At 67.5% G+C, this 18,177-nt stretch carries 5 protein-coding genes; 2 read left to right on the top strand and 3 right to left on the bottom strand.

The window, feature by feature from the left end; genetic code table 11:
* Nucleotides 1-23: 23 nt before the first annotated feature.
* Genes ACH2CY_RS06820 through ACH2CY_RS06830 form a run of 3 tightly spaced genes read right to left on the bottom strand, consistent with a single transcriptional unit; the run spans nucleotide 24 to nucleotide 13,970 of the window.
* Nucleotides 24-2,168 (bottom strand): transglycosylase domain-containing protein, encoded by a 2,145-nt coding sequence (locus ACH2CY_RS06820; protein WP_395017425.1) that lies wholly within the window; start codon nucleotides 2,166-2,168, stop codon nucleotides 24-26.
* A complete protein-coding gene (locus tag ACH2CY_RS06825; RefSeq protein WP_395017427.1) occupies nucleotides 2,158-7,938 on the bottom strand; it encodes an alpha-2-macroglobulin in 5,781 nt (1,926 codons plus the stop codon). The genes ACH2CY_RS06820 and ACH2CY_RS06825 overlap by 11 nt, the downstream gene beginning before the upstream one ends.
* Before the next feature lie 38 nt (nucleotides 7,939-7,976).
* On the bottom strand, nucleotides 7,977-13,970 hold the full coding sequence (locus ACH2CY_RS06830; RefSeq protein ID WP_395017430.1) for a lysozyme inhibitor LprI family protein: 5,994 nt from the start codon (nucleotides 13,968-13,970) through the stop codon (nucleotides 7,977-7,979).
* Between the two features lie 257 nt (nucleotides 13,971-14,227).
* Between ACH2CY_RS06830 and ACH2CY_RS06835 the strand changes: the two genes are divergently transcribed.
* Both ACH2CY_RS06835 and ACH2CY_RS06840 read left to right on the top strand, forming a co-directional pair.
* Entirely contained in the window at nucleotides 14,228-16,939 is a 2,712-nt protein-coding gene (locus ACH2CY_RS06835) for a LuxR C-terminal-related transcriptional regulator (RefSeq protein ID WP_395017433.1), read from the top strand.
* Between the two features lie 123 nt (nucleotides 16,940-17,062).
* Nucleotides 17,063-18,163, top strand: coding sequence for a class II histone deacetylase (locus tag ACH2CY_RS06840; protein WP_395017435.1), 1,101 nt, complete (start codon nucleotides 17,063-17,065; stop codon nucleotides 18,161-18,163).
* The last annotated feature ends 14 nt before the right edge of the window (nucleotides 18,164-18,177 follow it).

The raw sequence follows: 18,177 nt of genomic DNA on the forward strand, positions 1-18,177 counted from the left end.
CGAAGCAGGACGGAAGTGTAGGGCTACTCGACCTTGATGGTGACGGGGGTGGAGCTCAGGCCCCGATAGGGGATCTTGGCTTCGAAGGTGTGGATTCCGGGCTGGAGCGGCCAGCGGGCGGCCGTCTCCCCTTGCGCCACCAGGAAGGGCTTGCCGTCCACATACCAGACCACCTCGGTGACACCGGTGGGGAAAGTGGCCTTCAGCGGCAGGCTGGCGAGATCGGCCGGCAGTTCCGGGTTGCGGATCACCCGCATGTTGTTGCGCGGGCTGATCACGGTCACCACCTCGGCTGCGTGGTCCGGCGGCGTGAGCTCGGCGAGAGTCTGCGGATCCACCGCGGCAACGGGTTTGGCGGCCGTCTCGGTCCATTCCGGCATTTTCGCGCGATCCAGTCGATAGCCCGGCGGCGCCGGGAAGGCCATGGCCCCGGCATCGGCGACGTCGCCGTGGAGCTTCAGCAGGATGGCGCGCACCACCTCGGCCGCACTCCCCGCCCCGGTCACGTCGCGCATCGGCCCGGCATCGGAGCGCCCGATCCAGACCCCGACCAGGTATTTGCGCGAATAGGCCATGGTCCAGGCATCGCGATAGCCCTGCGAGGTGCCGGTCTTGATCGCGACCGGAAAGGGATACTCGGTCGAGCCCATGCGCGGGAAGCTCGGCAGCCGCGCCGAAGGATCGGCCAGGAACTGCGTCACCAGCCGCGCGGCATCCACCGACATCACCCTCGTGCCGGCTTCGCGCTTCGCGTTGCGCAGCCAAACCAGGTCGCGCATCACGCCATCATCGGCCAGCGCGAGATAGGCGCGGGTCAGCTTGTCGAGCGTCGTCGGCAGCCCGCCGACCGAGAGCGAGAGACCGTAATAGGCGGCCGGCCGCTCCGCCTGGTTGACGCCGAGCAGACGGAGATAGAGGAAGGTCTCGTCGAGGCCGATCGCCTTGGTGAGATTGGCGGCCGGCACGTTGCGCGAATTGGCCAGCGCCCGGCGCGGCGTCATCACGCCGAGAAAGGCGCGGTCGGCATTGGCGATGATGCCGGCGCTGTAGGCGGTGTCCAGCAGCGGGGTCTCGGGGGCGATGGCCCCGCGATCCAGCGCCAGGGCATAGATGAAGGGCTTCAGCGCGCTGCCCGGCGAGCGCTGGGTCTGCACGAAGTCGATGGCACCGGTGCCGGTCTGGAAATAGCCGGTGGAGCCGACCCAGGACAGGACCTCGCCGGTCTCGACATTGACCACCACGGCGGCGATCTGCTCGGCGCCCGACTTCTTCCAGCGGTCGAGATAGAACCGGGTGGTCGTTTCGACGTCGTGCTGGATGTCGCGGGCGATGGTGGTGACGAGGCGCGGGTCGGTCAGCTTCACGTCCGCGGGCGCGATCATGCGCTGCAGGTTCAGGATCGCGTGCAGCGCATTCTCCGGCCGGGTATGGCGGTCGAGCAGCGGCAGGTCGTCGAGCTGCGCCGTGGCCAGCGCATGCTCGGTCTCGGTGATGACGCGGTTCGCGGCGAGCGCGTCGAGAATGCGGTGGCCGCGGGCGATCGCATCGGCGCGGCCGTCGAGCAGCAGCGGGTTCATCCGGCTCGGCGCCTGCGGGATCGCCGCGAGGAAGGCGATCTCGGCCCAGGAGAGATCGGCGACCGGCTTGTCGAAATAGAAGCGCGCGGCATGGGCGATGCCGTGGCTGCCGTTGCCGTAGGGCGCCAGCTTCAGATACTGCCGCAGCACCGCCTCGCGGCCGTAGCGCAGCGTCATGAACAGCGCCGCCGAGGCTTCGCGCGCCTTGTTGAAATAGCTGCGCGCCGCCGGGTCCTGCATGCGCGCGACCTGCATCGCCAGGGTCGAGGCGCCGGAGACGCGGTCGCCGGTGGTGACGTTCTGCCAGGCCGCGCGGGCGACGGCGACCGGATCGACGCCGGGATGCCACCAGAAGCGCCGGTCCTCCAGCGCCACGGTCGCGGCGACGACGCGCGGCGGCAGTTCGGCGATCTCCCAATAGCCGTAGCCGGCGTCGTCCGGCGCGGCGATCTGCGCCATGAAGCCGCCGTTGCGGTCGAGCAGGATCGGCGTCGGCGCCGGTGCAACCAGCAAGGCACTGAACCAGCCCCAGGCGCCAAGCGCCAGGGCGGCCACGCCGCCCGCAGCAACGATGCGCCGTTTATTGCGCATCAGCCGGAACGATCACAATCTTCGCGCCGGCGGAGTTCCCGTTGACGCTGCCGTCATACATCATCTCGGCGGTGGCCGCCGGCTGGATGAAGCTGCCGGGAATGAGCGCCCGGGTGCGGAAGGCGAAGCGATAGGTGCCCTTCGGCAAAGTGTCGTAGAAATAGGCCACGTGGTCGTCCAGGAAGGCGACGTAGGACGGCGCCAAGGTGGTCTCGCCGGTCGGCTTCGCCTCGGGCGGCGCGGTCGCCAGCGCCGGGTTCATCGGCTCCATGCCGGCGGCGAGCGGGATCACGATCGCAACGTGGTTGCGGTCCATCGCATTCACCAGCTCGACCCGGTCCTCGTCGATCTCGCCGACCTTGAAGGTGATGGTCTTGCCGGCGGCGTCCAACGCGGTCTTGTTGGCCGGCGCGTCGCCCGGCTGGATCTGGTGCACTTCGCGGCTGACCACGAAGCCTTCGGCATGGGGCGCTTCCTGGCTGCCGTCGGCCAGCGGCACATACTTCGCCTCGACCATGACGCCGACCGGCTGCGGGCCGGGCGCGGTGAAGCTGAGCTTGGCGACGCCGGTATCCGGCAATCGCCGCATCACCTGGTCGCCGCCGACCTCGACCTTGGCAGCGGCCGCATCGCCGACCGCGACCTCGACCGCCTGGACCGGCGCGCTCGCCGGCTGGTTCTCGATGAATCTCGCCAGCGCGAGCAAAGCCTCGGCATTGGCGTTGGTGGTGCCCCAGCCGTCGCCGCGGCCAAGCGTCACCAGCGCATTCACCAGCAGCTGCTTCTTGGGCTCGTCGCCACCGGTCGCCACCGCCTGCAGGACCTGCGCGACCGTGCGGGTTTCCGAGGGGATGATCAGGCGATCGCCGGCGACGGCGTTGCTCTGCAGCCCGCCATAGATCTCCTTGCCCTGGTAGAGCCGGAGCACGATGCCGGCCCAGGTCTTCGCCGTCAGCTCGGAGAGGGTCTTGGGATCGGTGGAGGACGAACGGCCGAGCGCCTCGGTCACCTGGGCGAGGGCCTCGAGGTTCATCCACTCGGTCTTGCGCGCGAGCTCAGCGGCGTAGGCATCGTCCGCCTTGCCCGCCTGCGCCAGGGCGGTCAGCGCCCAGACCCGCTCGGAGTATTCGAGGCCGGAGATCAGGTTGCCGTTGTCGGAGCGCAGGGATTGCCGCAGCACGGTCAGCTGCTTTTCCAGCAGCGCGTCGTTGATGGCAAAGCCGGCGTCGCGCGCCTCCACCATGAACTGCACCGACCAGGCGGTGAGGAAGACGTAAGGCTTGGAGCCAGGCCAGAACGAGACCATGCCGGACTCGGCGGTGGCCTTCTCGACATAGGCGAGGGTGTCTCTGACGTCCTGGTCGAGGCGGTCGAGCTTGCCGCCCAGCATCAGCGTGTCGCGGAACTTGTGCAAAGCCAGCTCGGCGCGGGCGAGGCTGATCCGCTGCTCGGTGCAGCCATAGGGATAGGCCTGCAGATAGTCGAGGCCGGCGGCCATGCGCAGCAGGCCGGGCTGGCTCGAGAGTAGGACGTCGCGGCTGAGCGTGCCGCTGCGAATCTCCTCCGAAATCGCCGGGACGGTGAAGGGCGTGCCGGCAACGACGTCGGCGAGGACGCGCAGATCGACCGGGCGGCGGTCGGGCCGGATCGGCAGGTCGATCGAGACCGCGTCGCGCGACTGGTCGCTGCTGCGCTCGACGCCCATCGTGACGTTGACCGAAGTCCGCGCGAGCTCACCGTCGCTGGTATAGCCGGGGGTCGGCACGGTGACCGGGAAGTCGAGGTGGACCGGCTTCTCGGTCCAGTCGAAATCACGCTTCGCGTCGCCTTCGATGTCGAGGCCGTCGGCGCGCAGTTCGACCCGGCCGGGACCACCCTCGCCTTCGATCAGGCGGCCGAGCCCCGCCAGGCTGAACTGGTCGCCGGGTCGCACGAAGCGCGGGAAGTTCGGCTGCACCATGACCGGCAGGCGGACGCGGAGGCTGCCGGTCGCGTAGCCGAACCGGCTGGTGCCGTTCACCGCCTTGGCACGCACCTTGAAGATCGAGAGCGAGTCCGCGAGCTTGATCTTCACTTCCGCCTTGCCGTCGGAGCGGACCATGATCGACGGATTGAAATAGGGCACCGGGGTGAAGTTCTTGCGCACCGTCACGTTGTCGAACAGCGACTTCCGCTCGGCCAGGGCTTCGTCGCCGCCGGGCTCCTCTTCCAGCGGCAGCGCGCCGATGATGAGATTGCGGGTGTCGCGCAGCTTCATGTAGCTGCCGCGATCGACGATGAATTCCGGCAGCGGGTCGAGCCGCTGCTCTTCCGCCAGCGCCAGGATCGCCTGGTCCACCAGCCAGAGCGTGACCTCGCCCGCCAGCGGCGCACCGGTGTCGTCGGAGAGGGAGATCTTCATGGTGATCTCCTGGCCGGGCAGCGCCTTTTCCGGGAAGTCTAGCTTCACGTTGACAATGTTCTTGACCGGCTTCACCACCACCCAGTTGGTGGCCGCGAGGGTTTGCGGCCGGCCGAGATCGAGCTCGTCCGGCTTCGGCAGCTCGCCCGGCAGGCGGCCGCGCATCAGCAGGAAGTGAACGGGCAGCCGCGGCATGTCGGTGGCGTCGATCTTGTATTCGTAGCGGCCGACGCCGTTCCGGACATGGACCCACTCGTAGCGCATGCGGGCATCGGGCTGCTCGACGATCGCCAAGGCCTCGGCATTCTGGAATGGGCTCTCCAGGATGAAGACTGCGGTGTCGCCGCCCTTGTATTCCGACTTCTCGGTAGTGACCTTGAAGACCTGGGCCGGCGGGCGGGACCAGGTCACCGGCTCGCCGCCGTCGGCGAAGAAGTCAACCGCGACATGCTGGACGCGGCCGAGCGCATCGCGGCCTTCGACCTTCAGGATATAGACTCCGGCACCGTTGAGCTTGAGGTCGAGCCGGCTGGGCTCGAAGCCGCTGACCAGCGGCTGTTCCGAGACCAACTCGTCCACGGTCTCGGTCACGTATTTCGCCGCACCCTCGGAGAAGTCGCCGGCCTGGAGCTGGGAGATCCAGCGCCGCTTCATCAGCTTCACGTTGACGGTCTTGCCGGAGACCAGGCGATCATCCAGGCCCTGCAGCAGCACCTCGACCGGCACCGTGCCGGCCACCTTCAGGTAGCGCGGCACCTTCACGCCGATCGCAAACGGCGGCAGGGCGGCGATCTCCTGGGTGCTGGTGACGGTCTGGTCGTCGTCGCCGGTCACCGTCGCCTCGACCACATAGCTGCGCGGCTGCGCGGTCGGCTCCAGCGCCGGGTTGAGCTCGAGGCTCGCGGCGCCCTCGCCGTCGGTGGTGCCGTCGCGCTCCAGCACCGGGGTGGAGGCGAACTCGCCGATGCCGGAGAAGCGGGAGTCGGTCGAATAGTAGAAGCCTTCGCGCTTGGCGACGGTCCAGTCATAGGGGAACTGGGTGACGCGCCAATGCACCGGCCGGTCCGCAACCACGCCGCCGGAATAATAGGTCGCGGCGAGCTTGACGGTGAAAGGCGCGTCCGACGGCGTCTTGGTCGCGCCGTTCAAGTGCACCTCGAAGGTCGGCAGGCGATAGGCTTCCTTCTTGAAGCCGACCATGCCGAGCTGCTTCGGGCCGTCCCTGGTGTCGATCTCGAGCCGCACGGTGTAGATGCCGGTCGCGACTGTCTTCTCCTGGAAGAAATCGTAGAAGCTGCCGGTATCGTTGATGGTGACCGGGCGACGCCATTCGGCGTTGTCCGGCGATGTGATGACCAAGGTCGCCTTGGGCTTCTCGAAGGTGAGTGCGCCGTCGGCATAGCGGCGGAGGTAGCCCTTGATATGGACCGGCTCTTCAGGCCGGTAGATCGGCCGTTCGGTGAAGATATGGACCAGGTCGGCATCGGGCGTGGAGCGGCCGTCCTGCAGCTGCTGCGTCCATTCGAGCCAGGTGTCGTTGGCGGCCAACCAATTTTGGTCGGCGTAGATATCAGGCCCCCGGGTCGGATCCAGAACCAGCGTGTCGCCATCCTTGGTGACGACAATCCGACGGATGTTGACCAAGTCCGCTTCGGATTTCTTTGCGATCCATTGGAGCTGACCGTTTGCGTCGGTCGAACCTTTGAATGCTTCGACCCAGCGGCCGCTGTCCTCGCCTTCGATCTTCACCTCGGCGCCCTGCACCGGCTTGCCGGTCGCGAGCGAGGTGACGACAAAGCGCACGCGGTCGCGCTCGTCGACCGCGGAGAGGCCGAGGTCGGTCAGCTGCACCCGGACCCAGGCGCGCTCGGTCGATTTGTCGATGCGCCGGATGCCGACCAGATAGCTGCCGGGCTGGTCGGCGCCGCCGATCCGCGCGAAATAGGGCTTCAAGTCGATGCCGAACTTCGCCGCGGCGCCGCCCTTTCGGAGCGGCAGATCGATCAGATCGGAGATGCTCGGCGAGCCCAGCGCCTTGATCTGCGCCGAGAGCTCGCTGGCGGAAATATAAGTTGCCGCTTGCGTATAGGGCTGCGGCTCCTCGCCCGGGGCCGGCGGGATCGCGGATTCATCCACCGTCACCGGCTCGTTCGGGAAAGGCCAGAAGGTGCGGTTCAGGGGATCGATCTTGTGGATGCGGATGTCGACCTGCTCGAAGCCGCGGCCTTTGAGCGGCAGCATCTGCGGGCCGTAGCGCTCGACGATGCCGTTGCTGCTCAGCCAGTCGAGGAAGCTCTTGCGCTCGGCGAAGGAGAGGAAGACTTCGCTCGCCGCCGGCATCTGCAGCGGCCGGCCCTGCTTGTCGCTGAGCGCCGCCGGCTCGAGGCGGAGCTGATAGAGCGTGCCGGCGGTGAACTTGCCGGAGACCGAGAGCAGGTTGTTGACGACCGCGTAGGAGACGCCCTCGACCTGCGGCGAGATGCGAATGAGGTTGCGCGCGTCGATCGGGCCGACGGCGGCGAGGTCGGCGGAGAAGGTGACGGTGATGCTGCGGTCGCCGGCCGGGCATTTGATCGCGTCTTCGCGGTTGTAGCGGGCGCCCGACGGCGGGATCGGGAAGCTCTGCTTCGGGCAGCCGAGCTGGGTCACCCGGAACGGCTCCGCGGTCGAGAAGGCGATGTCCTGGAAGCCGCCGTCGAGGCCGCTCTCCAGGGAGAGTTTCAGATGCACCAGCGCGCGGGTGCCGCCCGGGATCGGGTCATGCAGGTTGACGATGTATTGTGCCGCCGCGTTGCGGTCGGCGCGTTCGACGGTCTTCACCTCGAAATCGGCGTTGGTGAGGGTGCGCGATGCCTCGGCATCGACGCCGGGCAGCGGCCTGAGCTCGATGGTGATGAGACGGGACAAAGCCTCGACATCGAGCGGCTCGGGCAGAGTCAGCGCGATCGACTTCACCGGCTCGAGGCCGGTGGCGCCGTCGGAGGGCGTGCTCGCGGTCGGCGCCGACATCAGGGTCGCGAGATCGACGCTGCGCGCGCCGATCTTCAGCGTGAATCGGGTGAGCGGCGGCCAGGGCTCGGCCGGCTTGAACTGCAAGGTGCGCGCGTTGATCCAGGTCGCCGCACCCGGCTGCAGCGGCGACAGCGAGAAGAATTTCTCCGGATGATCCTCGGGCCCGCCGGCGGCCGGCCCGGTGTCTGCGTCGAAGAACACGGTGACGGGATCCCAGCGCCGCAGGAACTTCTCCGGCACCACGATGGCACCCTCGGGACGCACGACGTCCTGCGGGCCGGCCGGGATCTTGTCGTCGGCTTGCGCGATCGGGGAAAGGACTGCCGGCAGGGCGGCGAGCAGAACGGCCAGGACCATCCCTCGCACGGGGTTCAACCACGCACGCGCCACGACGACTACTCCTGTTCCTTGGGTTTGAGACCGGCGAGTTCGAGATAGACGCGCTTCACTTCATCGGGCGGGCTGCCGTCGCGTCCATCGACGCCGACCAAAGCCGGCTGCACCTCAATCGCATTGCCTTCGGCCGGGACATCGACCGCCAGCAGATAGGTGCCGGGCTTCAAGCGCAGCATCTGCACAACGCCATTGCCGATGACCTTGCCTTCGGCATCGAGCACGCGGCAATGCGCGGCATCGACCGCGCCGCGCACGCCGACGCCGATATCGCGCTCGTCCTTGACCGTGAAGGAATAGAGCCGGGATTCGCCCGGCGCCAGCCGCACCTTCGCCCCCAGCCCCTCGCCGATCGGCGCGATGTCGAGCAGCGAGGCCTCGGCCAGGCCGGAAAGCGGCCCGTCGCTCACCGAACGCAGCACCACCGGCGTGGTGCCCTGCGGCAGCAGTAAGTTGAGATCGGCGCCATTGGCGAAAACCCGCAGGCGTTGTGCCGGCTCGAGCTCGGTGATCACCGGCGTGGTGGTCTTCAAGCGCAGGAACTTCGGCTCGGCCACTTCGAAGACGATCTGCTGCGCGGCGCCGGCCAGCTGCACCGTGGAGGTGCTCTTCACCTGGATCCCTTGCGCAGCGACGCCGAGCGAAGTGAGCGGGTCACCGCCTTCGATCCAGGCGACCACCAGGCCCGGACCATGGGCGATATCCAGCTCGAACGGCCCATCCGCGTAGCTCACCGTATTGTCGTCGCCGCGGCGCATGCCTTCTTTGACGGCCCCGGCAACCATGATGCGCATGGTCGCATCGGACTTCTTTTCGGCCTCCGAGAGCGAGATATCGAGCCGGACAACGCCATCCGCCGCGAAATACTGTTTGAAGATCCGGCCGCCGCCGAGCGCCGTCATCGCGTCGGCGCTGGTGATCGGCGTCAGCGAGAGCCCCAGCTGCGCATCGGCGTCTGCCGTGGAAATGACCGTGATACGGTCGGCCTGGGTATCTCGGGTGAGCGAGAGCGGGGCGTCCCCGGACCAGACCGCCTCGCGCATCCGCCCGGTATGCAGGACGACGGCGGTCTGCGGCGGTAGTGCGAAGACCATGCGCTTCATCCCAGCCGGCAGCGCAAACCCGAGCGCCGAGCGCCGCTTCAGGCTGCGATCGGCCACACCCCAGCCGAGCGTTTCCGCACCAGGCTCCGCGAAGTCGAAGCGGCGCAGGCTGACGGGCAACGGCGGCGCTCGATCGTCAGCGCTCGAAACAAAGAAGATCGCATCGCGCTCATATCCAGGCAATGCAACGGTGATCGCCGAGTTCAGAGCCTTGGCGCTGGTGAATCCCAACCCGCCGATGTCAGGCTGGCCCAGCCGCGATTCCGCGACCCAGAGATACACCTTGCGCTCTGCTTCGCTCGGCGCCGCGATCGCGTTCAATTCGTGGCTATTCCCCGGCACCGTGATCGTCTCGGCCGTCTCACTCAATCGCAGGGGCCGGGCGATGATGGCGTTCGCCTCATCCATGGGCGCCACGAGCCATAGATCCCAGCTGCCGAAGATGATGCCGTTGGCGTCGCTCCTGACCGCGCCGCCGAGATCACCCGACCAGGCGAGACCGGTGACGGCACGCGTGAGGCGATAGGTATCGGGCTTAAGGTCCTTGATGCGAACGCTGCCGAGGGCCGGTTGGATTCCATCGATCCCCTGCAACGCGACACCCTTGCCGGTCAGGTGTTCGGCGGTCTCCAGAGGGGGCGTCGCAACGCGCGCCTGCAGGCGGATCGGATCGGTGCTGCGATCGGCCGACCAGACGCGCAAACGATAGCCACCTTTCGGTGATCCCAGCGGCAGCGCGGTCCAAGGCGAACGCGCGACGCTTTCCGAGAGCGTATGCCAGACGCCGTCTTCCTGCTGTTCGAGCGCCAGGCCCACCGCCGGGCCGCCGCCATCGGCGGCCGCGACCAGCATGTCGTAGGGCGCGATCTTGACGGAGGCATCGCTGGTCAACGGAACGATATGCACCTGCGGCCCGGAGAACTCCATGTCCTGGCCGAAGACCAGCGCCGGTTCGACCTGCTCGTCCGGCTGATAGATCGAGATGGTGGTCTGGCCCGGCCCGGCTTCGGTTTCGGCCGCGGCGGCCTCACCTTCACCCTCCTCCGCGTATTCACCTTCCTCCGAGGACGCGCCGTCTTCCGAATATTCGGCATCGCCCGAGGTCATCTGGTCGTTCTCGCCGTCCTCGATGGTGTCGGTGATGGAGGGCTGTGATCCTTCCGGGATGATATCGACGCGGTCGGCCAGAGCGCCTTCGGCCTCGCTTCTGCGGGCTATGACGTCGATCCAGCCCGAAGGGACGCCGGCCCCCATCAGGTAGCTGCGAATCGCCAAGCCGCGGGCGAGTGCCTTGCGCCGCGCCAGGCTCTCGTCCCCCTCGCTGCTGGCGGCGTACGACTGAATCTGGATGCGGCCGGACTGATCGGACAGCATGTCCTTCGCGAGCGCGTCGAGTTGGGCCGTGTTCTCCGGCGCGACGTCGTCGGACTCGCCGTAGTAGTAGAAACGAATTGCGTCGTCCGGCAGCGCTCCGCTGGTTTCGGCGCTCTCGACCGCGGCAGGCTCAGCGACCGGCGGCGGCGACGCCCCTACCGCTTCCAGATGCAGGCGGTAATAGCCGGGCTGCAGCCGGCCGGCGATGCCGAAGTTCCAGTCGTTCGGGCGGTCGTCGTTGGTGGCGACCAGCTTGTTGTCGGCATCGTAGAGCCAGGCGCGCACGTCCACGGTGCCGAAGGAGCCGATCTCCACCACCGAATCGCCGCCGAGCGAGATCGGATAATCCGCCGGCAGATTGGTGATCCGGTCCTGGCCGGCGACCAGTTCGGTTACATGCACCTCGACCCGGTAGTCGAAGCGGTTGTTCGGTTCGTAGGAAGTCGTGCGCAAGGTGTAGGTATCGGCCGGCAGCTCGCCCTTCCAGTTGTCGCCGCCGATCACCTCGTTGTGGATCTTGCCGTCGGCGCCGACTACATCGGCCCGCATGCCTTGATTGAGCGTGATCTCGACATGCGCGGCCGCCGGCAGCTTGAAGCGCCACTGGTCGGGCACGCGCTCGGCGCCCTCCTCTTCCGGCTCGCGCCATTGGAAGTCCTGCGGCTGGTTCAAGACCAGATCGTGCGGCCCATGGCCTTCGATCGTTTGCGGCTCTTCGATCCGCTGCAGCAAGGTCACGATCTTGGCTTCGACCGGCTGCGGCAGGATCGCCAGCCGGTATGCGCCGGGCTTGAAATCCATGGTGAGGTCGGCCGGTTCGTTGGGCGTGATGATCGGCCAGCCGTCCTGGTCCTCGAGCCGCATGGTGAAGGTGCGCCCGAGGCCCAGCGACCGCAGCTTGTATTGTCCCGCTTGCTCGATCTGGAAGGTGTAGACCAGGCCGTCGCCGGCCAGGATCGTGTCGCGCGCCGGGACATCGAGCGAAAGCGCGCCGCCGTCCTTCATCAAGGTGGGGGCCGTGGTGACGCCCATGCGGCCATGGGTTTCGCCTTGCGCCGACACCGAGACCTGGTAGCTGCCCTGGCCGAGATATTGCTGCAGCAGGAAGTTGCGTCCGGTGCCGTTGCTCGCCTGCTGGTCCAGTGAGAGCACCGTGCGAGTCCGCATGTTGCCCCAGGTCTGCAGCAGCCCGCTCGATTCCACGCGGTACAGGCCCGCTTCGGCGATATCGAGCGCGAAGGTGCGCTGCTCGCCCTTGGCGATGTCGAAATAGGCCGTCTTCTGCGGCTCCAGCAGCGGGAATTTCGGCACCGCCGCGAGGATCTCCGGGGCGAGCTTCGGCAGCGGGGTTTCCGGCGCGAGGGAATCCGGGGTGAACTGCAATGCCGCCATCATCGCCTTGTCGGTCGGGTTCTCGATGGTCAAGTCATGCCTGGCGCCGTCGCCGCGCCATTCCGTGACCTCGTCGTCGCCATCGATGCTGAACTTGAGTGCCTTCGCGTCTTCCGCGACCGCGCGCAGCACGCCGCCGGACGGCACCGTCACCGGAATCTCAATCTCCTCCCCGGCTTTCAAGGTCAGCGGCAGACCTTGGGCGAGATCGATCGGCAGCTTGCGCAGCACCACGCCGGTCTGAACGCCGGCCTGGTTGTTGAGGTAAAGCGAGTAGTCGGTGCCGCTCTCCAGCCGCTGCTTCGGGAACAACGCGGCGGTCTCCCGCGGGTGCTTGCCGCCGCTGCCGGCGACGCCCTGCGCGGAGATGCGCAGCTCAGCGATGCCCTTGGCATCGGTCTTCGGATTGCCGACCAGCACATAGTAGCCGCGATCGAGCTTCCAGGGCGTGCCGGCCGGCTGGAATTCCGGGGTCTTGTAGTCCTCGGGCAGCTGCCGGACCATCGGCTCGAAGCGGTATTCGCCCTTCGCGGCGCCGCTTTCGGTGACGATGTAGGTTTCCGGGCTGGTCACCTGCACATAGAGCGTGAACGGCTCGATGAAATTGAAGCGGCCCAGGTTGAAGGGTTGGAGCCGGTTCAGCTTCGGCACGTTGTCGGCGATGATCCGCTCCGGCAGATCCGATTTGGTGCGCGTGAGCAGCGCCGTCGCGTCGATACTGTCCTCGCCGTAGCCGGAATGCAGCGTGGCGATCCAGTAGTCGCCGTCGCCGTTGAAGTAGTAGCGGTCGACGGCCTTGAACTGCTGCAGCACATAAGGCTTGCCGGCCTCGCGCCGGATCGTCACCAGCTTGTAGCCGCTGTCCCGGCTGGAGGAGCCGGTCTCGGCGGTCGGCGGCACGCTCTTCTTGGTGATGCTGACGCCTGCGCCCGCGCTGAAGGGCTGCTCTTCCGAATAGTCGTCGACCGAGAGCGTCGCGTCTTCCGCCTCCGGCAGCTCGATGCGGAAATAGCTGGCGCCGGCCGGCACCAGATAGCGGTCGATGCCGAACGGGCTGGCGGTGAAGGCCTGCCGCCCCGCCTCGTCCAGGGTCGGGATCCCCATGCGCAGATGCAGCGGATGCGCCGGCGAAGTCTTGGCCCAGGGCAGCTCCGGCCCGCCATAGGCGGAGAGCAGATAGAGGCCGGGCTCCAGGGTGGTCACGATGCGGCGGACGGCGAGCGGCTTGCCCGGCTCGGGCTCGATCCGGTCTTCGCTCGGGCTGGCATCGACCAGCCAGTTGCCGTCGCGCCAGAGCCGCATCTCGGTGAGGCTGCGCCCGGCCGCCTCGATCGCGACGGTGCGGCGGGTCTTGATCTCCAGCCAATAGGAGCGCTGCTCGAAATCGCCGAGCTCGGTATCGATCCGCTTCACCTCCGGCAGACGCGGCAGATCCGCACCGTTGAGCTCGGCATAAGGATGGACGGTGAGGGCCGCCTCGCCGGAGCCCTGCTCGCTGGCCTGGAGCAGGATCTTGTAGAGGCCGCGGTCGAGGAAGGCGTCGATCCGTCCGTCGCTGTCGCCGGCGACACCCTGGACCTCGCCCGGCCCGGCCTTGCGATCGACCAGCTGCAGCGCGACGCCCTGGGCGCTCTTCACCGTGATCGAATAGCGGCCGAATTGCGCGACGGACAGGATCGACTGCTGCTCGCCGGTCGCCGGCAGGATCTTGCGGTCCAGGCCCAGCTGCGTCGGCAGCGCGTCGGTGACCGGAACCACGGTCGGGTTGGCCGCGTCTTCCAGCTTCGCCAGGGCCGACGCGCGCTCCTTATATTGGCCGATCAGGCAGGCCGCCGCCTTGTCGGCATCCGCCGGCGGTGTCTTGCCGGTCGCCGGAATGTTGCAGGCCGCGAGGCGCGCCTTCAGCCATTGCCGCTGACCGGCCAGCAGGTCGGCTTTCGCCTTGTCGTCGAGCCCGTCCTGCAGGCGACGATAAAAGTCCGCGAGACCGGCATCGGCCTCGGCGAGTTCATCATTGCCGCATATCAGGATTTCAACCGGCGCCGCCGCGGCGGTGCAATCGAAACTCGGCGCGGCGGCCAGAGCCGGTCCGCGCCATGGCATCGCCAGCGCAACGAGCGCTGCCAACGCACAAACCCCACCCCGCCACGCCATTTGAGCTGACGCCTTCCCGCGCTCGGACGGTCCCACGCGAACCGGCCGAAATGATCGTTTACACGCTAAAGGTGTCAGAATCATGGCGCATCGGCAAGCATGCCAAAGTCGCAAAACCTGCGTGTCGCCGGCTTGGTCGCTCGGGACCTGCGCGCGGTTCAAAGGGCAATGCGCGGTTGCTGGTCGCCGGTCCTCGACCTCTGCTAAAAAGGCGGCTGGGGGATGGTGACGTGCTCATAGAAACGAAGCTGCGCCCGCCGGTCCTGCGTACCGGCCTGGTCGATCGGGAACGCCTGTTGAAGGCGCTCGACGGCGCGCTCTCGACCCGGCTGCTGGTCGTCTCCGCGCCGGCCGGCTTCGGCAAGAGCACGGTGCTCGGCCAGTGGCTCGGCACCCTGCGCGAGCGCGGCACGCCGTTCGGCTGGCTGGCGCTCGACCAGGGCGACGACGAGACCGGCCGCTTCCTCACCTATCTGGTGGCGGCCCTGCGCCGGGCCGATCCGGATCTCGCGCGCGGCGTGCCGGCCTTGCTGGAATCCAGCCCGATCCTGCCGGTCGATTCCGTGCTGACCACCATCGTGAACGATCTCTCGCCGCGCACCCAGCCGCTGTTCCTGATCCTGGACGACTGCCATTTCCTGACCGCGCCGGAGATCGGCCGTTTTCTGGAATCACTGCTGGCCTATGCGCCGGCCTGCCTGCATCTGGTGGTGGCGACGCGCGGGCCGGTGCCGTTCCAGCTCGCAAACATCCGGGTCAAGGGCCAGCTGATCAAGCTCGACGACACCCATCTGCGCTTCTCGCTGGAGGAGACCGAAAGCTTCCTCAACCAGACCCAGGTCCTCGACCTGCCGATGGCGGATATCGTCACCCTGCAGCATCGCACCGAAGGCTGGGCGGCGGGGCTGCAGCTGGCCTCGCTGTCGCTGGAGCAGCGGCAGGAGCGCGCCGAGTTCATCCGGCATTTCTCCGGCAGCCACCGCGACGTGGCCGAGTTCCTGGCCCATGACGTGCTGGCGCGGCAGTCGCCGGCAATGCTGGACTTCCTGCTCGAGACCTCGATCTTGACCCGCGTCTCGGCGCCGCTGGCCGATGCCGTGCTCGAGCGCGGCGATGGCGCCGCGATGCTGCATGCGATCGAGGCGGCAAACCTGTTCCTGATCCCGCTCGACCGCGAGCGGACCTGGTTCCGCTACCACCATCTCTTCGCCGAGTTCCTGCAATCGATGCTGCGCCAGCGCACGCCGCAACGCCTGACGGAGCTGCATCGCCGTGCGGCGGCCTGGCTCTCGGAGCAGGGCCAGACCTCGGAGGCGGTGACGCATGCGCTCGCGGCCGGCGACGCGGATCGCGCGGCGGCCTTGGTCGAAGACTGTGCCATGCCGCTGATCATGCAGAGCCATCTCACCCTGGTGCGGCAATGGCTGAACCTGCTGCCGGCGGACCTTATCGCGCGCCGGCCGAAGCTGCAGTTGGCCCAGGTCTGGATCCAGTTCCACATGAGCCGGCCGCAGGAAGGTGCGCGCACGCTGAAAGCCGCGAAACAGTCGATCGCCGCGCTCGCGGCTGCCGGCAGCATCAGCGCCAAGGAGCGCGATGCGCTGAGGGCAGAGCTCTGCACGCTGACCGTCGGCGTGATCAGTGCCGCCGATCGCTCGCGTACGGCGGCGCGACTGGCCGGGAGTTGGATCAAGACGCTGCCGGAGGACAAGCCCTTCTTCAAGGGCACGCTCAGCAACATCCATGCCTTCTGCTGCTATTCCCTGGGCGACATGGAGGGGGCGCGCGCCGCCAGCACCAAGGCCCGCGACGCCCATGCCCAGGCGCAGTCGGTGTTCGGCCTGGTCTATTGCGATCTCATCTTCGGCCTGATCGAGAAATCGACCGGCGAGCTGGGCGCCGCGCATCGGCATTTCGAGCATGCGGTGACCTTGGCGCGGGAATCGCTCGGCCCCGGCTCCTATGCCGAGGCGATGGTGGCGATCTTCCAGGTCGAGCTGCTCTATGAATGGAACGAGCTCGCCGCAGCCGAACGGCTGCTGCACACCCACCGCCAGATCATCGAGGAATGCGGGCTGGTGGTGCATGAGATGGCCTGCAAGCTGCACATCGCGCGCCTCGCCGCCGCGCGCGGCCGGCATGACGAGGCGATCGCCGTTCTGGAACGCGCCGAGCGCCAGGGCCTAGAGAAACGCTATCAGCGCCTCACCGCCAGCGCGCTCAACGACCGGGTGCGGCTGCTGCTGGCGCGCGGCGATGCCCGCTCGGCGCGCTGGGCCTTGCGGGCCCGCGGCATCGGCGAGGAGGTTGAGATCGGCAACATCGCCGCCGAGCTGGAAGCGATCGCTCTCGCCCGTGTGCTGATCGCCGAGGAACGGCCCGATGCCGCCCTGCGCCTGCTCGATCGGGTCGCCGAGCGGGTGCGCCGCGACGGCCGCACGCGCCGCCTCGCCCAGGTGCGCGCGCTCTCGGCGATCGCGGCGTTCCGCGCCGGCGACGCCTTGTCGGCGCTGGCGGCCGCCGTCGATACCGTGTCGCTGGCGGCGCCGCAGAATGCAATCCGCGGGCTGATCGACGAGGGCAGCGGCATGCACGACGTGCTCGCCTTCGCGCGCAGGCGCATGCCGACCTGGTCGAGCGATACCCAGACCGGCCGCTACATCGACAAGGTGATGCAGGTCTTCGCCAAGAGCGAACGCGCCGCCTCCGCCGCGATCTCCCGTCGTAACCCGCGCTTCAGCCAGCGCGAGGCCGAGGTCGCGCGGCTGCTGACGGCAGGCCACAGCAACCGCGACCTCGCCAAGACCCTCGGCATGGCGCCCGATACCGTGAAGTGGCATCTGAAGAACATCTTCGGCAAGCTGGGCGTCGCCAACCGCACCCAGGCGGTGCTGCGGCTGCAGGAGATCGGCTTCCGCGCCAACGCCACGCCCCCGCAATAGCGCCACCCGAAGGGGTGGGCCGATCTTTCACCCGGTTACCCGTCGGGGGCGGGACAGTCGCCGCCCGCTTCGTCATGCTCTCGTAAAAGCGGCCAAAATCACGGGCCGAAATGCGGGGATGGCATGGCGACGGGCTTCGTTTGGCACGAACTCTATATGTGGCACAACACCTGGAACTGGGCGCAGGTCTTCGCGCCCGGCCTGACGATCCAGCCGGGCGAGCATGCCGAGAATCCGGAGACCAAGCGCCGCTTTCGCAACCTGGTCGAGGTCAGCGGCCTGATCGACCATCTGACGCCGCTGAAGCCGCGCTATGCGACCGAGGACGAGCTGGCCCGATTCCATGACCGCGAATACATCTGGAAGATCAAGAAACTCTCCGCCGAGAACGGCGGCGACGCCAGCAGCCTGACCCCATTCGGCCGCGGCAGCTACGAGATCGGCCAGCTTTCCGCCGGCGGTGCCATGACCGCCTTCGACGCGGTGCTCGAGGGCAAGGTCAAGAATGCCTATGCGCTGATCCGCCCGCCCGGTCATCACGCGATCCGCGAATACGGCATGGGCTTCTGCCTGTTCGCCAATGCCGTTATCGCGATCCTGCATGCGAAAGAGGCGCATAAGCTCGGCCGCGTCGCCACGGTCGATTGGGACGTGCATCACGGCAACGGCACCCAGGCGGCCTTCTACGACCGCGGCGACGTGCTCACCATCTCGCTGCATCAGGATAATCTCTTCCCGGCCAATTCCGGCGGCCTGGCCGAGACCGGCGAAGGCAAGGGCAAGGGCTTCAATCTCAACATTCCGCTGCCGCCCGGTTCCGGCGACGGTGCCTATCTCGCGGCCTTCGAGCAGATCGTGATTCCGGCGCTGCAACGCTACAAGCCGGAGCTGATCGTGGTACCGTCGGGTTTCGACGGGTCCGGCGTGGATCCGCTGGGCCGGATGATGATCACCTCGGAAGGCTATCGCGCGATGACGCGGATGCTGCTGAAGGTCGCCGACGAACTCTGCGGCGGGCGCATGGTGATGACGCATGAAGGCGGCTATTCGCAGACCTATGTCCCCTATTGCGGCCTCGCCGTGCTGGAAGAGATGACCGGCATCAAGACCCATGTCGACGACCCCTGGGCGCCGCTGATGGCGAACTGGGGCGGCATGGGCCTGCAGCCGCATCAACAGGCGGTGATCTCAGAAGCCGCCAATCTGGTCCAGTCGATCACCTGAATAAGAGACCTAAC

The organism is Dongia sp., assembly GCF_041905885.1.
Taxonomy (GTDB): domain Bacteria; phylum Pseudomonadota; class Alphaproteobacteria; order Dongiales; family Dongiaceae; genus Dongia.

What these genes read in the sequence shown, in the direction of transcription:
- ACH2CY_RS06820 (WP_395017425.1), bottom strand. Translation starts at nt 2,168, where the DNA reads ATGCGCAATAAACGGCGCATCGTTGCTGCGGGCGGCGTGGCCGCCCTG.
- ACH2CY_RS06825 (WP_395017427.1), bottom strand. Translation starts at nt 7,938, where the DNA reads ATGGTCCTGGCCGTTCTGCTCGCCGCCCTGCCGGCAGTCCTTTCCCCG.
- ACH2CY_RS06840 (WP_395017435.1), top strand. Translation starts at nt 17,063, where the DNA reads ATGGCGACGGGCTTCGTTTGGCACGAACTCTATATGTGGCACAACACC.